23 protein-coding genes are annotated in these 19665 nt (G+C 58.5%); 10 read left to right on the top strand and 13 right to left on the bottom strand.

What is annotated here, in order from left to right; translation table 11 throughout:
- The first annotated feature begins 71 nt into the window (after positions 1-71).
- Positions 72-1649 carry a sensor domain-containing diguanylate cyclase gene (locus KJF94_RS14170; protein ID WP_214384374.1) on the top strand — a complete coding sequence of 526 codons (1578 nt, stop codon included), beginning with the start codon at positions 72-74 and terminating at the stop codon, positions 1647-1649.
- A 10-nt stretch (positions 1650-1659) separates the two neighbouring features.
- Here KJF94_RS14170 and KJF94_RS14165 read toward each other — a convergent pair whose 3' ends face one another.
- The gene (locus KJF94_RS14165; RefSeq protein ID WP_214384372.1) at positions 1660-2577 is read right to left on the bottom strand and encodes a LysR family transcriptional regulator; all 918 of its coding nucleotides are present in this window, start codon (positions 2575-2577) and stop codon (positions 1660-1662) included.
- A 24-nt stretch (positions 2578-2601) separates the two neighbouring features.
- On the bottom strand, positions 2602-2976 hold the full coding sequence (locus KJF94_RS14160; protein WP_145319667.1) for a DUF2784 domain-containing protein: 375 nt from the start codon (positions 2974-2976) through the stop codon (positions 2602-2604).
- Positions 2977-3150: 174 nt separating this feature from the next.
- Between KJF94_RS14160 and KJF94_RS14155 the strand changes: the two genes are divergently transcribed.
- The 3 genes from KJF94_RS14155 (at position 3151) to KJF94_RS14145 (ending at position 4387) form a co-directional block, all read left to right on the top strand.
- Positions 3151-3849, top strand: a complete 699-nt coding sequence (locus KJF94_RS14155) for an AzlC family ABC transporter permease (protein ID WP_214384370.1) — start codon at positions 3151-3153, stop codon at positions 3847-3849.
- Positions 3849-4160, top strand: coding sequence for an AzlD domain-containing protein (locus KJF94_RS14150; RefSeq protein ID WP_167362959.1), 312 nt, complete (start codon positions 3849-3851; stop codon positions 4158-4160). The genes KJF94_RS14155 and KJF94_RS14150 overlap by 1 nt, the downstream gene beginning before the upstream one ends.
- Before the next feature lie 65 nt (positions 4161-4225).
- Positions 4226-4387, top strand: coding sequence for a hypothetical protein (locus KJF94_RS14145; RefSeq protein WP_214384368.1), 162 nt, complete (start codon positions 4226-4228; stop codon positions 4385-4387).
- Between the two features lie 824 nt (positions 4388-5211).
- On the opposite strand, the gene KJF94_RS14140 is transcribed toward KJF94_RS14145, so the two are convergent.
- The 5 genes from KJF94_RS14140 to KJF94_RS14120 form a co-directional block, all read right to left on the bottom strand.
- Positions 5212-5484: a hypothetical protein gene (locus KJF94_RS14140; protein WP_214384366.1), complete on the bottom strand. Its 273-nt coding sequence runs from the start codon at positions 5482-5484 to the stop codon at positions 5212-5214.
- 261 nt (positions 5485-5745) lie between these two features.
- A complete protein-coding gene (locus KJF94_RS14135; RefSeq protein WP_214384364.1) occupies positions 5746-6426 on the bottom strand; it encodes an SOS response-associated peptidase in 681 nt (226 codons plus the stop codon).
- A gap of 41 nt (positions 6427-6467) precedes the next feature.
- Positions 6468-7181, bottom strand: a complete 714-nt coding sequence (locus KJF94_RS14130) for an ABC transporter ATP-binding protein (RefSeq protein WP_214384362.1) — start codon at positions 7179-7181, stop codon at positions 6468-6470.
- Positions 7182-7184: 3 nt separating this feature from the next.
- Positions 7185-8027, bottom strand: a complete 843-nt coding sequence (locus KJF94_RS14125; protein ID WP_214384360.1) for an ABC transporter permease — start codon at positions 8025-8027, stop codon at positions 7185-7187.
- Positions 8028-8091: 64 nt separating this feature from the next.
- Positions 8092-9078 carry an aliphatic sulfonate ABC transporter substrate-binding protein gene (locus KJF94_RS14120; protein WP_214384359.1) on the bottom strand — a complete coding sequence of 329 codons (987 nt, stop codon included), beginning with the start codon at positions 9076-9078 and terminating at the stop codon, positions 8092-8094.
- Positions 9079-9375: 297 nt separating this feature from the next.
- On the opposite strand from KJF94_RS14120, the gene KJF94_RS14115 reads away from it, so the two are divergent.
- Together KJF94_RS14115 and KJF94_RS14110 are read left to right on the top strand one after the other, a co-directional pair.
- The gene (locus KJF94_RS14115; RefSeq protein ID WP_214384357.1) at positions 9376-10323 is read left to right on the top strand and encodes an ABC transporter substrate-binding protein; all 948 of its coding nucleotides are present in this window, start codon (positions 9376-9378) and stop codon (positions 10321-10323) included.
- A gap of 92 nt (positions 10324-10415) precedes the next feature.
- Entirely contained in the window at positions 10416-11315 is a 900-nt protein-coding gene (locus KJF94_RS14110; RefSeq protein WP_214384355.1) for a polysaccharide deacetylase family protein, read from the top strand.
- Between the two features lie 19 nt (positions 11316-11334).
- Here KJF94_RS14110 and KJF94_RS14105 read toward each other — a convergent pair whose 3' ends face one another.
- Together KJF94_RS14105 and KJF94_RS14100 are read right to left on the bottom strand one after the other, a co-directional pair.
- Positions 11335-12054 (bottom strand): Imm52 family immunity protein, encoded by a 720-nt coding sequence (locus KJF94_RS14105; RefSeq protein WP_214384353.1) that lies wholly within the window; start codon positions 12052-12054, stop codon positions 11335-11337.
- Positions 12055-12173: 119 nt separating this feature from the next.
- Positions 12174-13070: a LysR family transcriptional regulator gene (locus KJF94_RS14100; RefSeq protein WP_214384351.1), complete on the bottom strand. Its 897-nt coding sequence runs from the start codon at positions 13068-13070 to the stop codon at positions 12174-12176.
- A gap of 127 nt (positions 13071-13197) precedes the next feature.
- Between KJF94_RS14100 and KJF94_RS14095 the strand changes: the two genes are divergently transcribed.
- From KJF94_RS14095 to KJF94_RS14080, 4 genes are all read left to right on the top strand, one after another.
- On the top strand, positions 13198-14346 hold the full coding sequence (locus tag KJF94_RS14095; RefSeq protein WP_214384349.1) for a muconate cycloisomerase family protein: 1149 nt from the start codon (positions 13198-13200) through the stop codon (positions 14344-14346).
- Between the two features lie 10 nt (positions 14347-14356).
- Entirely contained in the window at positions 14357-14647 is a 291-nt protein-coding gene (catC, locus tag KJF94_RS14090; protein ID WP_157713037.1) for a muconolactone Delta-isomerase, read from the top strand.
- 51 nt (positions 14648-14698) lie between these two features.
- Positions 14699-15628, top strand: a complete 930-nt coding sequence (gene catA / locus KJF94_RS14085; RefSeq protein WP_214384348.1) for a catechol 1,2-dioxygenase — start codon at positions 14699-14701, stop codon at positions 15626-15628.
- A gap of 236 nt (positions 15629-15864) precedes the next feature.
- Positions 15865-16824, top strand: coding sequence for an AraC family transcriptional regulator (locus tag KJF94_RS14080; protein ID WP_284681147.1), 960 nt, complete (start codon positions 15865-15867; stop codon positions 16822-16824).
- Positions 16825-16939: 115 nt separating this feature from the next.
- Here KJF94_RS14080 and KJF94_RS14075 read toward each other — a convergent pair whose 3' ends face one another.
- From KJF94_RS14075 to KJF94_RS14060, 4 genes are read right to left on the bottom strand one after another with little or no spacing between them, the layout of a single operon-like run.
- Positions 16940-17233 (bottom strand): hypothetical protein, encoded by a 294-nt coding sequence (locus tag KJF94_RS14075; RefSeq protein ID WP_375379848.1) that lies wholly within the window; start codon positions 17231-17233, stop codon positions 16940-16942.
- Positions 17234-17281: 48 nt separating this feature from the next.
- A complete protein-coding gene (locus KJF94_RS14070) occupies positions 17282-17665 on the bottom strand; it encodes a hypothetical protein (RefSeq protein ID WP_214384346.1) in 384 nt (127 codons plus the stop codon).
- A complete protein-coding gene (locus KJF94_RS14065) occupies positions 17662-19134 on the bottom strand; it encodes a hypothetical protein (RefSeq protein ID WP_214384344.1) in 1473 nt (490 codons plus the stop codon). Before KJF94_RS14065 ends, KJF94_RS14070 begins: the two co-directional genes overlap by 4 nt.
- Complete coding sequence (locus KJF94_RS14060; protein ID WP_214384342.1) at positions 19131-19616, bottom strand: Hcp family type VI secretion system effector; 486 nt, start codon at positions 19614-19616, stop codon at positions 19131-19133. Before KJF94_RS14060 ends, KJF94_RS14065 begins: the two co-directional genes overlap by 4 nt.
- Positions 19617-19665 lie beyond the last annotated feature (49 nt).

The following is a 19665-nucleotide window of genomic DNA, read 5'->3' as shown; positions in this document are numbered from 1 at the left end:
ATTGTTGAGGCGTCGTGATAATAAAAAGGCGAACGGGATCAGTCGCCACTCATCGAGATTCAGGGAGCGTCATGGGGAATCCGTCCGTCAAAGACCGAATCGAACAAACCCGCCACGGCGTGTCTTTGGTCACCGAGCAGGCCGGGGCCAAGCTCAAGGTCCGCTCCGCGGTGGTTTTGCTTCTCGCGGTGTGTCTGTCCATGATCGCCATCGTGATCTGGGAAGCCTGGAACTCGCGCCAGTACCATCTGCATGACAAGGAAGTGGCGATGTCCAACCTTGCGCAGACCCTGGCCTCGCAAGCGCAGGCGACGATCAAGCAAGCCGATACGCTGCTGTTTACGCTGGTGGAGCGCCTGGAAAACGACGGCTTCGACCCGGCCGGGTTGCCTCACCTGGAACGCTTGCTCAGTGCCCAGCGCAGTGAGCTGAGCCAGTTACACGGCATGTTCGTCTATGACGAAACGGGGCGCTGGATTGCCAATTCCAACGGTGCGGTCGTGCCTGATGCCAACAACGCCGATCGTGAGTATTTCGTCTACCATCGCGATCATCCCGACCGTGGGCCGCACATCGGTCCGTCGATCAAAAGCCGTTCCAGCGGCGAATGGATCATGACGGTGTCGCGCAGGATCAATCACGCCGATGGAAGTTTTGCCGGTGTGGCACTGGCGACAATCTACCTCAGCCATTTTCTGTCCCTGTACGACAGTATCGACATGGGCCGAAACGGCGTGATCAACCTGATCGCCGACAACGCCACCATCGTCGTTCGCCGGCCATTCAACGAAGCAGAAATCGGTACCAGCCTCGCCAACGGCCCCTTGTTCAAGCAGTTGTTGCCCACGGGCAACTCAGGGACGGCAACGGTCAGGTCCGTGATGGATGGCGTTGTGCGGGTGGTAGGGTTTCGCCGGGTCGAGGGGTATCCGCTGATCGTTTTCGCCGCGCTCGACAAGTATGAAGTCCTGGCCGGCTGGCGTGAGGAATCATTGCTCAGTGCCGGCATCGTCGCGCTGCTGCTGGGCTTTCTCGGTGTGCTGGGTTATCGCCTGATCAATCTGATGAAGCAGCAGAACCGCATCCAGAACCAGTTGCTGGATGCCCAGGAAAAACTGATCGAGGTCAATCGCAGCCTGGAGTTGCTGGCCCTGGAGGACGCGTTGACGGGGCTGTCCAACCGGCGTCAGTTCGATTTGTTCATCCACTCGGAAATCGGCCGTGCCAGACGCAGCCTGACCGGCCTCGCCTTGCTGATGATTGATGTCGATCACTTCAAGCTGTTCAACGACCACTACGGCCACTTGGCCGGTGATGAGTGTTTGCGCAATATCAGTGCGATCATCACCGAAAATATCCAGCGCCCCGGGGACCTCGCGGCTCGCTACGGCGGCGAAGAGTTTGCGGTGGTGCTGCCCGGGACCGACTATGTCGGGGCGTTTCTGGTGGCGGAAAAAATCCGTCGCGCGGTGCTGCACGCCGGTATTCGCCACAGTGAAGGCGCGGAAGGCGTGGTGACGGTCAGTCTGGGCGTCGCCGCTTACGATCCGGCCTCGCAAGCCCAGGCTGACGACCTGATTGGCGCAGCGGACAAGGCGCTCTATGTCGCCAAGGCCAGCGGCCGGAACATGAGCGTCATTGCCAACTGAGTGCGCCGGTTCAGACGAACCGGTCGCTGCCCTGGACCAGCCGGGTCGCCAGGTACGATTGCTTGAGTTTTTCCAGCCACCAGCCCAGGGCGCGACCGTCATGATCGCCGCGCCAACCGGCGTACAGAATGTTTGGCTCGCGTGGATCGGCCATCTGTTTCTCGACCAGCGTGCCGTTCTTCAGCAACGAGCCAACCCGATGCCTGGGCAGCCAACCCACGCCGAGGCCGTCGCACTGGGCGAGGATTTTCGCGCGCATGGTCGGCACGGCGAGCACCGGTTGCCCACCGGAAACGCCATAGGTGCTGCCTTCGGTGGCTCTGGACGAATCTGCCACGACGATTGCCCGGTGCTGCGTCACCGTTGTCCGGGAAATCGGTTCCTTAGCCTTGGCCAGCGGATGCCTGGGCGAGACGGCAAACACCCATTCCATTTCCCCCAATTGCATCCAGCGCAACGACGGGATGGCCGGCGGTTCGTTGGTGGCGCCGATGATCAGGTCCGCGCGGCCCTCGCGCAGGGCTTCCCACACACCTTTCAATACTTCATGGGTGATGCGCAGAGGTACGCCGGATTGCAGCGCGTCGAATTCGTGAATCACCGGGATCAAGGCGTCGAACTCCAGCAGTTCGTCGGTGACGATCCACAGCCGGCTCTCCCAACCGTTGGCGACTTGCTGCACCCGTTGGGTCAGGCGCGAGACGTCCTGCATCAGCCGCGCCGCTTCGTTCACCAGCAGTTCCCCGGCGGGGGTGAGTTGCAGGCGGTAGCGGCGCCGATCGAACAGCAGCGCGTCGAAACGCTCTTCCAGTTGCCGCGCCGCATAGGACACCGTCGACGGTGCCTTGCCCAGATGCGCCGCCGCTCGCGAAAGGCTGCCGGTTTCCCGAATGGCTTGCAGCAATGCCAGGTCTTCGATGGACAACATGTGCAGATCCTCTGAGGACAGTGTTCAGGCGGCCCGGCGTAACTTGCGCAGCCTGAACAATCGAAGATAGACCAGCACGTTGAGCGCCAGCACTACGCTGCCGAGTCCCAGTTGAATAGCGGGTGTCAGGCCCGCCGGGTAAATGACCGGCCACACGTAATGCTCGATGAAACCACCGCCATAGCCGGTTTGCCCGGCGGCGTGGCGCATGCGGTTTTCCCAGTCCGTCAGCGGGCAGAACAAATGGAAAAACTCCACGCACACGCCCCACGCGGCGGCCGGCAGGTGCAACCAGACCAGGTGATGCCATTTGAGCACCAGCAGCCCGCCAAACAGCACGAACAGAATGAACAACAGGTGAAACAGCACCAGCCCGTCGGCGGCGATCCGGTAAAGCATGTCGACTCCCTGACACGTTATGCGATTGCTCCATGGTACTCGGGCGGAGCGTTAATCACGAAAATCAGCGAACCCGGCGCGCATCCTGCCGTTCGCAGCAGTGCGCAAGATTGTTCAAGCCATCGGCGGCAACTGCTGGCACAGTCTGACGTCTTTCTCTGGTTGTAGAGCGTTATGTCCAATTCACTCCTGCCGCGCAGCGCGTTTCTTCGCGGCGCCGCGGCGATCATGCCGTTGTCCCTGGCGACCGCGCCGTGGGGATTGCTGGCCGGTTCCATGGCCATCGAAGCCAACCTCACGCCGCTGCAAGGCCAGGGGTTGTCGAGCATCGTGTTTGCCGGTGCGGCGCAACTGGTGGCCATTGGTATGCTCAAGGGCGGTGCCGGGATCTTTTCGATTCTGTTGACCACATTGCTGCTGACTTCCCAGCATTTGCTCTATGGCATGAGCATGCGCTCGGTGATTTCGCCGTTGCCGGGGCGTTGGCGTGCAGGGTTGGGCTTTTTGCTCACGGATGAGTTGTTTGCCCTGACCAGTCAGCATGACAAACAGCAGTTCAACCGCTGGTACGCACTGGGCGTCGGCCTGACGTTTTACATCGCCTGGAACCTCTTCACTCTCGCCGGCATTGTGCTCGGCAGCAGCATTCCGGGGCTGGAACATCTGGGACTGGATTTCTCCATCGCCGCGACCTTCATTGCCCTGATCACCCCGGTGGTGCGCAATGTACCGACCGTGGTCTGCGTGGCGGTGTCGCTGTTCTGCTCGGTGTTGTTCAGCTATTGGCAATGGGGCTCGGCGCTGGTGCTGTCGGGGTTGGCGGGCATGACGGCGGGCTTTGTCTGCAATAAATTCTACGGTGTACGCACATGATGGTCTGGGCAGTGATTGTCGGTATGGGAATTCTGGTATTCCTCAACCGCTACGTGTTTCTCGAACCGCGCCTGCCGCTGCGCCTGAGCAGCAATGCCCGCCAATTTCTCGGTTTTGCAGTGCCGGGCATGCTGACCGCGATTTGCGGCCCGATTGTGTTCATGCCGGACAAGCAGCTGAATTTGCAATGGGACAACCCGTACCTGATCAGTTCGCTGGTGGCGGTGGGGTTGGTGCTGTACACCCGCAACACCTTGCTCAGCATGCTGTTGAGCATGGGGTTTTTCTTTTTGCTGCGCTGGTGGCTTTGAGCCAGGGGTTCGAAACTGTTCTACGCTTAAAGTTGATGACTGATCCCTTAGGAAGAGAGGTGAGCATGGCAACTGAACAAACGCGTCCGGATCCGGATGATGAAGACATGGATGAACCGACGGAAGAAGAGATCGAGCGGCAGAAGCGTTCGACGCCGACCTGGAAGCATCCTGATGACGGGAAAGAACTGTCGGATCGTGATATGGAGTTTCCGCTGAAGCCCTGATTGGGGGCATATCCGTTTCTTCGGTAGCGGCCGCCTATGGGTTCCGCCCTTACGGCGGGTCACTTTGGAAGAGCGCCAAAGTAACCAAAACGCTTTGGCCCCTGACGTACGGTGGCTCGCCTAGGCTCGCCATGCCCTCACTCCGGTCCTGCTCCGTGGGCCCGCCGCCATCGGCCATCCATGGCCGGGGGCGGCTAACCCGGCATCCCTGCCGGGTTGCCCACTGCGCAGAACCTGCGCTCGGCCTTCCGACGGGGCAGATCAAGATCAAAAGCCAGATCAAAAGCAAAAGCGAGGCGGCGTGATAGCCGGCCTGAAGTCCGTCAGGATCATCGGGGTGAACACCCATGTCATGCCCCCAACAATTCCTGTGGGAGCTGGCTTGCCAGCGATGAACGTCCAGACACCGCGTTCATTCAGACAGCACGCGTCATCGTTGACGACCATCGCTGGCAAGCCAGCTCCCACAGGGGAATGCATATACCTGAAGAACCAGGTCGGCCGGTAGGCCGCCTCGCGGTGCTGTGGCGGTAGCCGCCCCCGGCCATGGATGGCCGATGGCGGCGGGCCCACGGAGCAGGACCGGAAGGAGGGCATGCCGAGCATTAGCGAGGCACGGAACGAAAGGGGCAAAAGCGCTTTGGTTACTTTGGGGCTTTTCCAAAGTGACTCGCCGTAAGGGCGAAACCATAAGCCGCCGTTACCGAAGAAACGGATATGTCCCCAATCCCACATAAAACAAAGCCCCGCACTGAGCGGGGCTTTTTTTGCAGCAGGCTCCGGGACTATTCAGCTCTTGTGCCAAATAACACCGCAAACCTGTTTCAAGCGTCGTCCAACTGCAACACATCAGGATGAGCAGCCCGATAACCCAGGGTCTTGTCGATCCACGCATTCAGCTCATTGACCATCACCGGAGGTTTCCCCGGATAGCGCCCAAGGGTTGAACGCAGGACGCCGTCAATCCCCGAAACTGATCGCAGGTTCCGGGTCCGGATGTATTGTTCAATAAAACAGTTAAGTCGAAAGTGTTCTGTCATCGAAAGATAAACGCACTCCAGACTAACGACTTGATCAATTGCAAAATCGTCGCGCATTTAGTTCTCTGCAAGGCTTGTTGTTGTAGGGATTTCCTTAGTTATTGACTCTTTGGTCAACTGGGCAGTGCCAATGGAAATGCGGCGCGCATGCTATCCGTAGTCATTCTAAATGTATGTATGTCGATGCAGATGTCAGACAAGCGGTTGAAGAATCAAATCGCCAGACTTCTATAAGTGTTTCTTGGGTGAAACACTCTCTGTAACGCTCAAGTTATCAGCCTGTTAATTACGACTGAGTTTGTATCGGTATTGATAGGTTCATCCCAGTTCATGAATCAGCTCTGCGCCCTGGTTTCTGACGTTGCCGATGGCTTTGCCGACCTTGTACCACTCGAAAACCTCACTGCCTTCGCCTTGCCACAAAGCCATCTGTTCGGCGCGCTCCAGGGGGGTGGCGGGGTCGAGCCATTCCCTTGCCAGTTCTGGCGACAGCACCACTGGCCGGCGGTCATGAATATCGAGCATGCCGCCGGCGCTGTCCGCAGTGATGATCACGAAGCCGTCGTCGTCTCGCGCTTCCTCGCTACCCGTAGGAAACCGGCCAATCGCGGCACAGAAAATCGGCGCGCGATCCCGTCGACGGATGAGCCACGGCTGTCGGGTCGAATCTCCTGCATCGACCCATTCGAACCAGTTATCAATCGGCACGATTGCGCGGTGCGGCCAGATAGCGCGGAAGAACGGCCCGTGGGCGACCTTTTCGATCCGCGCATTGATCGGCGCCGCGCGATCCTTCGCCCAATGCGGCCGCCAGCCCCAACGCACCTTGTCGGCCACAAGCCCGACGTCCTCCAGGTGAAACAATGCCAGTTGATTCGTCGGCGCCGCGTTGTAGCGGGCCAACGGTTCATCACCGACGTGGTTGATCAGCGCATCGGGAATGCTCAGCACCGCCACGAAGTCGTGAATGCCCCGGTATTGCGACAGTCGTCCGCACATCGAGCGAATCCTCCGGCTGGAGGTTTCAGCATAGTCGTGCCTCAGATCACGTGCGCCCGCTGCAACTCGGTCAACGACAACGCCTTGAGTTGCGCCAGCAGCGGATCGCGCCGGTCGCGGGGATGCGCCAATTGCACGGCCAGTTCCTGGCGAATGCGGCTGGGGCGATTGTCCATGACCAACACCCGGTCGCTAAGGTACAGCGCTTCATCGACGTCGTGGGTGACCAGCAGCAGGGCGATGGCGTGACGCTCGGCCAGTTGCAGCAACAGGTCCTGCAGTTTCATCCGGGTGAAGGCGTCCACCGCGCTGAAAGGTTCGTCGAGCAGCAGCACATCGGGTCGCGAGTAGAGGCCGCGGGCGATGGCGACCCGCTGCGCCATGCCGCCGGAAAGCGCCTTGGGCAAGGCGTGTGCGAAACCGGTCAGCCCGACTTCATCGATCAGTTGCGTCACCCAGGCTTTGTCGTAATGGTTGTCAGCGCTGAAGCCGATGTTTTGCTCGACCGTCAGCCACGGCATCAGTCGCGGTTCCTGGAACACGAACGCGACTTCACCGGCGCCGCTGTTGAGTTCACCCTGAAAGTCCTTTTCCAGTCCGGCGACGATCCGCAGCAACGTGCTTTTGCCGCAACCGCTGGGGCCCAGCAGGCTGACGGTTTCGCGGGGCTGCAATTGCAGATGAATATTTTGCAGCACGGTGGTGGTGGCGAAGGTTTTGCGCTCGACGCGGATGTCCAGCAAGTGGTCGGTCATGGCTCAATCCTCTGCGCTTTGGCCGTTGAAAGTGTCGCGCCACGCCAGGAAACGTTTCTCCAGGCCCGCGAGGATGCCGTCGCTGAGTTTGCCCAGCAGCGCCAGCACGATGATTGCCGCGAGCACGATGTCCGGGCGTGAAGTTTCCCGACCGTCACTGAGCAGATAACCCAGGCCTTTGGTCGCGGCGATCAGTTCGGCGGCCACCAGAAACATCCACGCCAGGCTCATGCCGCTACGCAGCCCGGTGAACAGGCCGGGCAGGGCGGCCGGCAGCAGAATTCGCCGGACCAGCCGCGTCCGGCTGAAACCATACATTTGCCCGACTTCCACCAGTTTGCGGTCGATGTCGCGAATGGCCGCGACGCCGTTGAGGTACACCGGGAAGAACGCGCCGATGGCGATCAGGACGATTTTCGAGGTTTCGTCGATGCCCAGCCACAGCAGCAACAGCGGCACCCAGGCCAGGCTCGGAATCGAGCGCAGACCGGCGAAGGTCGGCTCCAGCCAGGCTTGGGCTTCGCGGCTCAATCCGACCCAGGCGGCAAACACCAGAGCCAGGCCGGCACCGATGGCGAAACCCAGCAGCACCCGCAACAGGCTGGCGCTGATGTGTTTCCACAGCGCGCCTTCGGCGAGGTCTCTGAGGGTCAGGGCGATTTCGCTGGGCGCCGGCATTTGGTAGGAGGGTAGCCAGCCGATGCGTACGATAAATTCCAGCACCAGGATGATCAGCACCGGCAGAGCCAGTCCCTTGAGGCGCAGGCGCCAGGCGTTGTTCAAGGAAAGCGTGGCGCGACGCGGCGTTGGCAATTCGAGGGGCAGGGGTTTGCTTTTGCTGGTCATGGAATTCTCCAGTCACGACGAATCCGCGACAGGCGCGGATTCGGTCTTACCCGTTGGCGGTTGTTTACTGACGAGCCACGGTTTCCTTGAAGCCGGTGTCGATCAGCTGATCGATCACCTGATCGACATTCACGCCACGACGCACCAGCTCTTCGGAGACCAGAATCGGCGCGGCCGCCTTGGAGGCGATCACGTCCTTGGCGGTCAGTTGCGGACTGCTCAGGTCGGTGCGCGACAGTTGCAGCTTGGCCACTTCCAGCGGCAGACCTGATTCGGTGGCGAGCAATTTCGCCAACTCATCAGGATTTTTCACCGCCCACTCGCGGGCCTGTTCGTACGCCTTCAGGACGGTTTCGATGGTCTGCGGGTGCTCTTTCGCATAGGTGTCGGTGACGCTGACCACGCCATAACTGTTGAAATTAGTGTTGCGATACAGCAGGCGCGAACCAGCTTGCACCTGGCTGGCGGCCATGTGCGGATCGAGGCCGGCCCAGGCGTCAACATCACCTTTTTCCAGCGCGGTGCGACCGTCCGGGTGCTGCAAGTGCACCAGCTCCACATCGTCCTTGCTCAGGCCGGCCTGTTGCAGGCTGCGCAGCGTGAACAGGTACGGGTCGGTGCCTTTGGTGGCGGCGATCTTCTTGCCTTTCAGGTCGGCGACGGTCTTGTAGGGCGAGTCCTTGCGCACCACCAGCGCGGTCCATTCGGCGCGGCTGTAGACGTAAACCGATTTGATCGGGCTGCCATTGGCACGGCTGAGCACCGCGGCGAGGCTGGCGGAGGACGCAAAGTCGACGCCGCCGCTGTTGAGGTATTCCAGTGAACGGTTACTGCCCTGACTGAGTACCCAACTGACTTTGGTCTGCGGCAGCGCTTTCTCCAGGAAGCCGAAGTGCTTGAGCACCAGGCTGACCGGTGAGTAATAGGCGTAATCCAGATGCACTTCGGCGGGCGGCGTTTCGGCGGCCTGCGCTGCGGGTTGCAGGCTCAAGGCCAGGGCGCAGGCGCTGAGCAGATACCTGACTTTGGGAAAACGGAAGGTGGACTTCATGAGATCAGCTCCGGCAAGGCGTTGAATTTCTTATTTCCAAAAGGTCATTTTTTATGAATGACTCCTGCGTAAAAGGAATATTGCAGGCTCTGTGCCATGTTGCGGATTTGGCGCTTTATCAAGGCTTGGCGCGGGGTCTGAAGCCAAGGGGATGTTGCCGGGAAAACAGTCTGTCGAGTCACTGTTGCTGGGCAAACAGTGTTGCCTGACGGTCATGAGCTTATGCATAAATAGAATTTAAAAAGCTATCTATAAGAGCGTTATGGTCTATGGCATTCACTCTCAAGGAGCCCCCCGATGAACCTGTCCCGATTTGTGCGCGGTCTGTTGACCAGCGCGCTGTTTGCCGCGCCATTGGCCTACGCCGCCGAACCCGTCGTACTGCACGTCGGTGATCAGAATTACTACAACGTGCGCGCCTCGGTGGAGGCGTCGGGTGTGTTGGAAGGAGCGCCGTATACCGTCGACTGGAAGCATTTCCAGGCCGCCGCGCCACTGGCCGAAGCGTTGAACACCGGCGCGCTGGACCTGGGCTTTCTCGGTGACTCGGGGTTCCTGTTCCTCGCCGCCAAACAGGCGCCGGTGAAGCTGATCGGTGTCTCGCGGCAGAACCCGGACACCATCGCCTTGCTCGTGCCGAAGGATTCGCCGGTCAAAACCATCGCCGACCTCAAGGGTAAAAAAGTCGCCTACTGGCCAGGCGCCTGGAGCCAGCAGTTGACCCTGCGCGCGTTACAACAAGCCGACCTGCCGGAGGACTACGTCGACTTCATCAAGTTGATGCCGATCGACGCCGCTGCCGCGTTGCCGCAGGGCAGCATTGATGCCTTCCCGGTGTGGGAACCCTACATTTCCCAACAGATCCTGTTCTCCGGCGCCCGACCGATTCTCACCGCCAAGAACCTGATGCCCGGCCTCAGCGCCATCGCCGCGTCGACACCGTCCATCGACAGCAAACGTGAAGCCATTGCCGATTTCCTGGTGCGCCTGAAAAAGGCTCGCGCCTGGGTCGACAACCACACTGACGAGTACGCCGATCTGTGGGCGAAGAAAGCCAATCTCGACCAGAACGTTTCCCGCCACTGGTTGCGTCAGGCGCACATGACCGTTGGCCCGGTAGACGCGCAGGCGGCCAAGGATTTGCAGAGCACCGCGGACTTCCTGTTCAAGGTCAAGGCACTGCCCTCGGCACTGGCAACCGCGCCGATCATCGACAGCTCGTTCCAGCAGGCACTCAACCAGTAACCGACGCAGCGTCGGAACCAAACACTGTGTAACCTGATCCAACCGGCGCCCGCACACGTGTGCGGGCTCAACGGTCTGGCCCAGGGCACTCCATGAAACAGCTGTTCAAGGTTTTCTGCGCACTTGCCATTGCCGTCGGGCTGGTGGGTTGCATCGCGGCTCCCATCGAAATGACGACGCAGACCAAACAGCGTCTGCGCGCGCAACCGCCGATCCGTTTTCTGCTGACGTTTGACGATGGTCCCAGCGCGTCGAGTTTCTGGAATCCGACGATGACGATTCTCGACAGCCTGGCCACCAACCCGGTGCAACCGAACCTCAAAGCGGTGTTTTTCGTGCAGACCGGCGCGCCACGGGCGGGCGACAGCGACATTGGCCGCGAGGTCATGCGCCGCGAACACGCCGACGGGCAAATATTGGGTTTCCACACGGCCACCCACTGGCACACCAATCACCGTTCCCTAAGCCCGAAAGAACTGGAACAGTCGCTGACCAAAGGCAGTGCCGACATTGCCGCAATCACCGGCGCGCCGCCGACCCTGGTGCGTCCGCCATTCTGGAACTACGACAAACGGGTCTTCGCGGCCTATCAAAAGCACGGCATGCACGTGTTGCTGACCGACCTGAGCGCCAACGACGGCAAGATCTGGGGCTTCAATGCCAGTCCCCGGCGGCGGGCCAACATGCTGCGGCAGTTGTCGGAAGTGCGCGAACGCATCGCGTTGGGCGAACTGCCGACCGTAGACGGCGTGATCCCGGTGGTGGTGACCTTCCACGACCTCAATCGCTACACCGCCCGGCATGCCCGCGAGTACCTGCAAATCCTGCTGGATAGCGCACAGGCGACCGGCGTGAAAACGGCGCAGAAGCCATTTTATGACGATCAAACCGAGCTGCAACGGGCGGCCATGGCGCGCACCGTTCGTGACAGTTCACAACCGGTGAAATTGCCGGGGATCTGGAACTGGATCTGGGGAGCGGACGCTAACTGATGCGTTCGTCCGCCAGGATTCAGTTTAGAAACATCGGTAAATAACCGAGCTCTACCAGTTTTGTATCGATATCCCCAACCCGTTCGACGTGGTCGAGGTTTTGCTCGTTCATCACCTCAGGGCAGCTGATGACTATCGTTCCCCGATCTGGCACGGGAATCAGTTTGTGTGCCTGAGGGAAGTCTGCAGGGTTCAACGATTTGGGGCAAAAACCGATCCATCCAATCGTCTGCCGATCCTTGAAGACACGTCCTTTTCTGAAGTAACTGGCCGGTACGAGGGTGACCCAGTCAATTTCAGGCCAGATATTCACTGCCTGGCTGATGATTTCCGTGAACATCTCCTGCGGGTGCTCGAACTTCATCAATAAGGCGCCGGCGTCCTCGAAGGACAGGGCGGACACGGAATCGAGGTTGTGTGCGCTGTAATGGAAAGCCACACCTCCCTCGAGCGGGTCCTGGATGGCGTTCCAGACCGAAAATTCGGTCAGGTCAGGAAGCTCCGGATCATGAGCACGTTTAACCTTGTCGATCAGCGCTTGAGTGTCGGCACTGACGTTGGTTGCAAGTGAGTCCTTAAGGCTTTTCCCTTGCAGATACCAGTTGGCCAGAAGCGGGCTGATGGCCCCGAGTTCTCGCAAAAACCTGGCCGCTTTTTCTATCTGCAGCTCAAGGGGAAGTGACGTAATGGCTGCCTTGTTGAACCTGAATGTGAAAATGAAGCTTTTGAAGTTGGTCATGCTGACACCTTGCATGCGTTGCGGGTCGGACTATGCGATCAATCCCGGGTTATCTCTGTATCGCCCGCGCAACTGACCAGCGTTCGCGTCATCTCCAACCTGATTGGCGAGCTTCGCACCTATAAAGATCCCGGCTGCCGCGGCAATAACTCATCGATCATCCGCAAACAATGATTCAACCCCGGCGATACATCACCCACGCGCCGGCTGAGAATGATAGGCGAGGTCGCGTTGTCTTCCAGCAGTGGCGTGAAACCAATGTCGTCGCGGTGCAGCAATTGCACCGAAGCCGGCACCAGGGTGACACCGATTCCCGCGCCTACCAGACCGATGGCGGTTTGCAGCTCGTTGGTCCATTGCGCCACATGGATGCTCACACCATAGGACTCGAACAACGCGATCACATGGTCGGCGTAGCTGGGCCGCGGGTTGCCGGGGTACAAAACGAAGGGTTCCTTCGCCAGGTCGCGGAGGCTGATCGGCCCGGCCAGCAAGGGATGGCCGGCGGGCAGGGCGGCGACCAAGCGGTCTTCAGTCAAAACAGTCTGGACAATGGCCGGGTCGTCGATGCGGATCCGCCCGAAACCGATGTCGATCCGACCGGCCTTGAGCGCCTGCACCTGTTGCAGCGTGGTCATTTCCGAGAGCCCCAACTCAAGCTCCAGAGGCTCGCCGCTGCGCAAACGGCGGATCAGTTCCGGCAGCACGCCATAGAGTGTCGACGGCGCAAAACCGATTCCCAGCCAGGTTTTTTCGCCCAGGCCGATCCGTCGCGTGTTGTCGCAAACCTTGCCCAATTGATCGAGCAGGGCGGTGGAGTGCTCATGGAAAAACCGCCCGGCGTCGGTCAGCTTCAGCGGCCTCCCGCGTTCCAGCAACAACACCCCGAGTTCGTCTTCCAGCTGCTGAATCTGCCGGCTCAGCGGCGGCTGGGCGATGTGCAGCAATTCAGCGGCGCGAGTGAAGTTGAGGGTTTGAGCCAACACCTGAAAATACCGAAGGTGACGCAGTTCCATGGGGCCTCCGCAAACAATTCAGTTGCATACCTTTAAGGTATCAAGTCAGACCAATTCTATATTGGCTTCCCGAAAAAAGCCGTACCAGAATCGGTTCCAGAACTTTAAGAACCTGACGGGTATCGCCATGCTTGCAACTGCCATTGAATCGATCGAGACGATCATCGTCGATCTGCCGACCATCCGCCCGCACAAGCTGGCGATGCACACCATGCAGAACCAGACGCTGGTGATCATTCGCGTGCGTTGCGCCGATGGCATTGAAGGCATTGGCGAATCCACCACCATCGGTGGCCTGGCGTATGGCAACGAAAGCCCGGACAGCATCAAGACCAACATCGACCGCCACTTCGCGCCGCTGTTGCTGGGCCAGGACAGCGCCAACGTGAACGCCGCGATGTTGCGCCTGGAACGCAGCATCCGGGGCAACACCTTCGCCAAGTCAGGTATCGAAACCGCGTTGCTCGACGCCCAGGGCAAACGCTTCGGCCTGCCGGTCAGCGAACTGTTGGGCGGGCGGGTCCGCGATGCACTGCCGGTGGCCTGGACCCTGGCCAGTGGCGACACCGACAAGGACATCGCCGAAGCGGAAAAAATGCTCGACCTGCGTCGCCATCGCATCTTCAAACTGAAAATCGGTGCCGGCGAAGTCAACCGCGATCTGGCCCACGTCATTGCGATCAAGAAAGCCCTGGGTGATCGCGCCAGCGTGCGGGTCGATGTCAATCAGGCCTGGGACGAAGCGGTCGCGTTGCGCGCCTGCCGGATCCTCGGCACCAACGGCATCGACCTGATCGAACAGCCGATTTCGCGCAACAACCGCGCCGGCATGGCGCGCCTGAACGCTATGAGCCCGGCACCGATCATGGCTGACGAATCCATCGAGTGTGTGGAAGACGCGTTCAACCTGGCCCGTGAAGGTGCTGCCTCGGTGTTCGCCCTGAAGATCGCCAAGAACGGCGGCCCGCGCGCCGTGCTGCGAACCGCCGCGATTGCCGAAGCGGCCGGCATTGGCCTGTACGGTGGCACCATGCTCGAAGGTGGCATCGGCACCCTGGCGTCGGCGCATGCGTTTGTCACGCTGAACAAACTGGCGTGGGACACCGAGCTGTTCGGCCCGCTGCTGCTGACCGAAGACATCCTCAGCGAGCCGCTGGTCTATCGCGATTTCGAGTTGCACGTGCCGAAAACCCCGGGCCTGGGGCTGAGCCTCGATGAAGAGCGCCTGGCGTTCTTCCGTCGCGACAAAACCTCTACTGCCATTCATCTAGCCTGAGGAGAGCCTTATGCTGTTCCACGTAAAAATGACCGTGAACCTGCCGGTCGACATGAATCCTGAAGCAGCCGCCAAGTTGAAGGCTGACGAAAAAGCCCTGGCCCAGCGCCTGCAAGAACAAGGCAAGTGGCGTCACCTGTGGCGCATCGCCGGGCTCTATGCCAATTACAGCGTGTTTGATGTCGATAGCGTTCAAGAGCTGCACGACCTGCTGATGCAATTGCCGCTGTACCCGTACATGGCGATCGAAGTCACCGCGATGTGCCGGCATCCTTCTTCCATCCGCGAGGATGACCGCTGAACCCAGCCTGTTCAGTTCGCCACGCTAATAATTACAAGATGAGGAACCACCATGAACGTCAAGATTTCCCACACTGCCAGCGCCCAGAAATTTCTCGAAGAGGCCAGCGGCCTGCTCAATGACGCCGGCAACCCGCGGGTCAAGGCACTGATCTACCGCATCCTGCGCGACTCGGTGAACATCATCGAAGACCTCGCCGTGACCCCGGAAGAATTCTGGAAAGCCGTCAATTACCTCAACGTGCTGGGCGCGCGTCAGGAAGCCGGTTTGCTGGTCGCGGGGATTGGCCTGGAACATTACCTGGACCTGCTGATGGACGCCGAAGACGAGCAGGCCGGCAAGGCCGGCGGCACGCCGCGGACCATCGAAGGGCCGCTGTACGTGGCCGGTGCACCGTTGTCCCAGGGCGAAGCGCGTCTGGATGATGGCGTCGATCCGGGTGTGACGCTGTTCATGCAGGGCCGAGTGTTCAATACCGCCGGCGAACCGTTGGCCGGCGCCGTGGTGGATGTCTGGCATGCCAACACCGGCGGCACTTACTCGTACTTCGATACCACGCAATCGGAGTTCAACCTGCGTCGCCGTATCGTCACCGATGCCGAGGGCCGTTACCGTTTCCGCAGCATCGTGCCGTCGGGCTACGGTTGCCCACCGGACGGTCCGACCCAGCAACTGCTCGACCAACTGGGCCGTCACGGCCAGCGTCCGGCGCACGTGCACTTCTTCATCTCGGCACCGGATCATCGTCACCTGACCACCCAGATCAACCTCGACGGCGATCAATACCTGCACGACGATTTCGCCTACGCCACCCGTGACGAGCTGATCGCGAAAATTACCTTCAGCGAGGATCAGGCGCGTGCGGCGGCTTATGGGGTGAGCGGGCGCTTTGCTGAAATCGAATTCGATTTCACCTTGCAGTCATCCGCCCAGCCTGAAGAGCAGCAGCGTCACGAACGGGTTCGCGCACTCGAGGACTGACAGCAGCCCCCTGTGGGAGCGAGCCTGCTCGCGATAGCGGAGTGTCAGTCAACATTGATGTTGAAGCTGATGGCCCTATCGCGAGCAGGCTCGCTCCCACATTTGACCGAGTTTCTTCAAGGCGTACGCATTTAGAAGGGGCCAGAACCTTCCACATGTCAGCCCACTGACACACCGTTGCAAGCACTGCCTTAGAATGACCTGACGCAACCTATAACAACAACGAGAGTGACCCGATGATGCAAGCGCAACTGTTGAGTCAGCGCAGCTCCGTATTCGACCATGCCGACCCGTACGCGGTGTCGGGCTATGTCAATCAGCATGTCGGTAATCATTGCATCCTGATGCCCCGCGCCGGGCACCCGCTGGCCAGTCTCAATCACCGCAAATTTGCCAGTCTCGACCTGTGCCGCATCAGCTACGGCGGCAGCGTTCGTGTCACCTCGGGTGCGCTGGAAACCATCTATCACCTGCAAGTGTTGCTGCGTGGCAATTGCCTGTGGCGCGGTCACGGTCAGGAGCATTACTTCGCGCCCGGCGAGTTGCTGCTGATCAACCCCGACGATCCGGTGGACCTGACGTATTCCGACGATTGCGAAAAATTCATCCTCAAAGTCCCGACGTCCTTGCTGGAATCAGTCTGCGACGAGCAGCGCTGGCGGTATCCGGGGCAGGGCGTGCGGTTCCTGGAGAACCGTTATCAGCTCAATGAGCTGGAAGGGTTTGTCGGCCTGCTGGCGATGATTTGCCAGGAAGCCGAAGCCACCGAGCAGATTCCCAAGGTGCAGGAACACTACGCTCAGATCATCGTCAGCAAGATGCTCAGCCTGATGCAGACCAACGTCAGCCGCATCAGCCTCGGTTCGCAGACCGCCACGTTCGAGGTGATCGCCGACTACATTGCGCGCAACCTCAAGCAGGACATCGACAGTGAAGAACTGGCGCGCCAGGCGCGGATGAGTTTGCGTTCTTTGTATGGCTTGTTCGAACGCAACGCTGGGACCACGCCAAAAAACTACATTCGGCAAAAACGCCTGGAACGCATCAATGCGTGCCTGATCGACCCGACCTGCAACGTGCGGAACGTCACTGAGGTGGCGATGGATTATGGGTTTCTGCATTTGGGAAGGTTCTCGGACAACTATCGCAAGCAGTTTGGGGAGTTGCCTTCGGATACGCTGAAGCGGCGGGAGTGAATCATGCGGCCAATTAGCATGTTTTATGCGAGGTCAAACCTGGCTATGGCTGCGAGACAGCACATCACAAATAAGAGCCCCAATAAGGTCCACTGCAAAACGGCCAATTTTCGCTTTAAATTCGCGGGAAATTTTTCCAATCTTCCGGACACAATTCGCCTCTTTTCAGATAAAAGTTCGGGAAAGTCACGATCCCGGAAATGCCTCCTATGAGCATTAGCCGTCCCCATGGACCACCATGCTTGAGAGGGGCTCGCACCATGATCGCCGTACAATTTTTAAGCTGCTCAAGCATCCAGTCCATCTTGGTGTAAGCCATGTGCAATGCGACAGTGATCCAAACTAATGCTGCTGCAAAGTAAATCAGGCCGATGCCGGCGATCAACACGTCAACAGTTCCCTGGCTCATTTAGCGATCTCATGAATTTTTTCTCCGGCGTAAATTTTTAGGGTGCCGCTAATAAAACAATCCGGATTTGCTGATAATGCAAAGTGCAAACATCGCTAACACAAGTGTTACGAGAAGCCAGTGCATAATTGCCAATTTAAGTCTCAGTGAGTTTGGAATGGCTTGTAGGTCTTCACTGCTTAACTGACCATTTTTCAGATAAAGTCGTGAAAAAGCAACGTAACCGGTTATCCCTCCAATCAACATCAATTTCCCCCAGATTCCTGCATGCCTTAAAGGAGTCAAAGTTTTTACTCCAACGCTTTTTGGGAATAGATGTAAAAGCATTTCGATTTTTTTATAAGCCATATAAAGCGCGACCCCGCACCAAACAGACATACATAAAAATACAGATGCGGATAGCAAACCTACAACAAACCGAGCAGTGCTCATTTTGTATTCTCGTGGACTATTTCCCCTGCACTCTCTCCGAGAATTCCCCCGGCCGAACCACCTACGTAAGATCCAGCACCGATTATTAACACGCCGCATACGAGACCGGCCGTCCCACCCGTCGGTATAGAAAGTGCAACGCATAGACTGCTTACCGCGGGTGCCGATAATGTTGCTCCGATTGCCACTCCGCCCAAGATCCCTCCTAAAAAACCTCCCGCTTCGGTAAATTTCACCTTCTCGCACGCCTCCACATTCCCTTCTGCACAAACACCCTGAACCTTGATGACTGACGCTCCACCACCCACCGCAGTGCCAACCCAACCACCATATTTGACGTACTTCGCCGCTTTAGAAACGCCCTCAATATGCGTGGCATAACCGGGAATCTGTCCAATGGCACCGGCTTTTCTCCACCGATGAACAAGACTTTTGGTCGATATACCCAACGCGGTTTTCAGATTGGGATGATCCGGAAAGCCAATGCTCTTTTTTGTCAGTTTGGTGAGCTGGGTATTCAACTGAGCCAACAGGCGTTTGCGTTCCGCATAAAACTCGGCGGAGTTGAGGTGGCCATTGGCTTGAAAAGTACGTGTATGCAAACTCTCGATGTCACTCAGAATGACTTTCACGTCGTTCAGGTTCTTCGCGAACATGGACAGTCCGAAGCTTGCACCCAGTGAACCCTTGGAAAGAAAGAACGCAATTTCGTCATGGTGCCGCGCCATGAAATCGGCCTCGTCTGAACTGAGAGGCTCCAGGGCTCTATTTACATTACCCGCCGCTTGCATCAACAACGCTTCTTCAAAGGTACATTGCTGATTATTCGGGTCACTGAGAACAATCATCGTCCCGGCTTTCACTTGATCCAGATTCGGGTTCAATGCCTTGAATTTGGCGATGACGGCAGGTGAGGCTGAAGTGAAAAGCTGAGCCTCCAGTTTGTCAGCCGTCGTACTTCTGGGGACGACGTAGAAACCGGGCTCTTCTTGTGGGACTTCCGCCGGCCATCGCTCTTGAGGAAAGAACTTCAAATCCGAAACTGGATGAGGCGAAGAGGCTGCCTTCAAGGCATCGGGCGAACGCGTGTTAGTCGACTTGAGGTTTTGCGCATGGACAAAGCGCAACAAGCGTTCCGGGTCCGGTTTTAATAAAGGCTGAGTGAGCGTCGAGGTCGGTGTTCTTTTAACCCGTTCAGTAATCGCGCCCTGAGCTTTTCGCCTCACGGATTGCGATTGGATAAGCAGGTCTTGTTGTTCTTGCAGAAGCGCCTGTACGCCTTGCTCCGGGGTTTTTTTGCCTCGTGCAACATCATCGGCAATGCGCTTCGCGTAGTAGGCAACTTCCCGATTGAACTGTTCCCGCGCCATGCCGTGGGCAAGATGTCGAGCGCTGACAGTGCGGGCTTGCCCGATCAGTTTCCCGGCAGCGCTATTGACGTCCCCAGGGTCATGACGGTTTGGATTCATCCTTCTTCGCCCCACGAACTGTAGCCGGCGGTTTTCGCCAAATGGTGGGTCCAGGTGATGTCTCGGTAAAGAATGGCCACCTGCTCTTGGGGCTCGGCGTCGTTTTGAAAAATGGCATGAGGTACTTCAAGCGTCAGGTCGGCAATGACCCCGCCATTGATCGACACGGTGTAAAACTTTTCTTGCATGCCGAAGGACGACACGCGGTAAAAACTGATCGTGCAGTTGATCTCTTCTCTGTTTGAAAGCGCTTGAGCGAGTAGCGGCGAGGATTTGTCGACGGCTTTGGTGATGATGATCGGGCTATGGGTCGATTTATTGATATTGCCAATGTTGGACATGTTGTGGCTGTAGGACAGCACCATGATCTCGTCCGTGTGCGCAGCCTGATACTTGTTGCCGATAGAGGCCTGGGTTGAACAGCCCGCTGAAATCAATCCTTGAGCTTTTCCGTTTATGGTCATGTAACCGTGATTAGCCATGGAAACCACTCCTTGTAGTCAGGAGGGCAGTCTATTCAGAAGTTGTAAG

The sequence above is a fragment of the Pseudomonas hormoni genome (assembly GCF_018502625.1).
Classification (GTDB): Bacteria; Pseudomonadota; Gammaproteobacteria; order Pseudomonadales; family Pseudomonadaceae; genus Aquipseudomonas; species Aquipseudomonas hormoni.
This window is presented reverse-complemented; position numbering and strand designations above follow the sequence as displayed.

Bases quoted from the DNA above. Each gene is read 5' to 3' on its own strand.
- KJF94_RS14150 (WP_167362959.1), top strand. From the start codon at position 3,849: ATGGTCTGGGCAGTGATTGTCGGTATGGGAATTCTGGTATTCCTCAAC.
- KJF94_RS14080 (WP_284681147.1), top strand. From the start codon at position 15,865: ATGATGCAAGCGCAACTGTTGAGTCAGCGCAGCTCCGTATTCGACCAT.
- KJF94_RS14140 (WP_214384366.1), bottom strand. From the start codon at position 5,484: ATGCGCGACGATTTTGCAATTGATCAAGTCGTTAGTCTGGAGTGCGTT.
- KJF94_RS14145 (WP_214384368.1), top strand. From the start codon at position 4,226: ATGGCAACTGAACAAACGCGTCCGGATCCGGATGATGAAGACATGGAT.
- KJF94_RS14105 (WP_214384353.1), bottom strand. From the start codon at position 12,054: ATGACCAACTTCAAAAGCTTCATTTTCACATTCAGGTTCAACAAGGCA.
- catA (WP_214384348.1), top strand. From the start codon at position 14,699: ATGAACGTCAAGATTTCCCACACTGCCAGCGCCCAGAAATTTCTCGAA.
- KJF94_RS14130 (WP_214384362.1), bottom strand. From the start codon at position 7,181: ATGACCGACCACTTGCTGGACATCCGCGTCGAGCGCAAAACCTTCGCC.
- KJF94_RS14155 (WP_214384370.1), top strand. From the start codon at position 3,151: ATGTCCAATTCACTCCTGCCGCGCAGCGCGTTTCTTCGCGGCGCCGCG.
- KJF94_RS14160 (WP_145319667.1), bottom strand. From the start codon at position 2,976: ATGCTTTACCGGATCGCCGCCGACGGGCTGGTGCTGTTTCACCTGTTG.
- KJF94_RS14065 (WP_214384344.1), bottom strand. From the start codon at position 19,134: ATGAATCCAAACCGTCATGACCCTGGGGACGTCAATAGCGCTGCCGGG.
- KJF94_RS14120 (WP_214384359.1), bottom strand. From the start codon at position 9,078: ATGAAGTCCACCTTCCGTTTTCCCAAAGTCAGGTATCTGCTCAGCGCC.
- KJF94_RS14115 (WP_214384357.1), top strand. From the start codon at position 9,376: ATGAACCTGTCCCGATTTGTGCGCGGTCTGTTGACCAGCGCGCTGTTT.
- KJF94_RS14170 (WP_214384374.1), top strand. From the start codon at position 72: ATGGGGAATCCGTCCGTCAAAGACCGAATCGAACAAACCCGCCACGGC.
- KJF94_RS14110 (WP_214384355.1), top strand. From the start codon at position 10,416: ATGAAACAGCTGTTCAAGGTTTTCTGCGCACTTGCCATTGCCGTCGGG.
- KJF94_RS14100 (WP_214384351.1), bottom strand. From the start codon at position 13,070: ATGGAACTGCGTCACCTTCGGTATTTTCAGGTGTTGGCTCAAACCCTC.
- KJF94_RS14135 (WP_214384364.1), bottom strand. From the start codon at position 6,426: ATGTGCGGACGACTGTCGCAATACCGGGGCATTCACGACTTCGTGGCG.
- KJF94_RS14125 (WP_214384360.1), bottom strand. From the start codon at position 8,027: ATGACCAGCAAAAGCAAACCCCTGCCCCTCGAATTGCCAACGCCGCGT.
- KJF94_RS14060 (WP_214384342.1), bottom strand. From the start codon at position 19,616: ATGGCTAATCACGGTTACATGACCATAAACGGAAAAGCTCAAGGATTG.
- KJF94_RS14165 (WP_214384372.1), bottom strand. From the start codon at position 2,577: ATGTTGTCCATCGAAGACCTGGCATTGCTGCAAGCCATTCGGGAAACC.
- KJF94_RS14075 (WP_375379848.1), bottom strand. From the start codon at position 17,233: ATGAGCCAGGGAACTGTTGACGTGTTGATCGCCGGCATCGGCCTGATT.
- KJF94_RS14095 (WP_214384349.1), top strand. From the start codon at position 13,198: ATGCTTGCAACTGCCATTGAATCGATCGAGACGATCATCGTCGATCTG.
- catC (WP_157713037.1), top strand. From the start codon at position 14,357: ATGCTGTTCCACGTAAAAATGACCGTGAACCTGCCGGTCGACATGAAT.
- KJF94_RS14070 (WP_214384346.1), bottom strand. From the start codon at position 17,665: ATGAGCACTGCTCGGTTTGTTGTAGGTTTGCTATCCGCATCTGTATTT.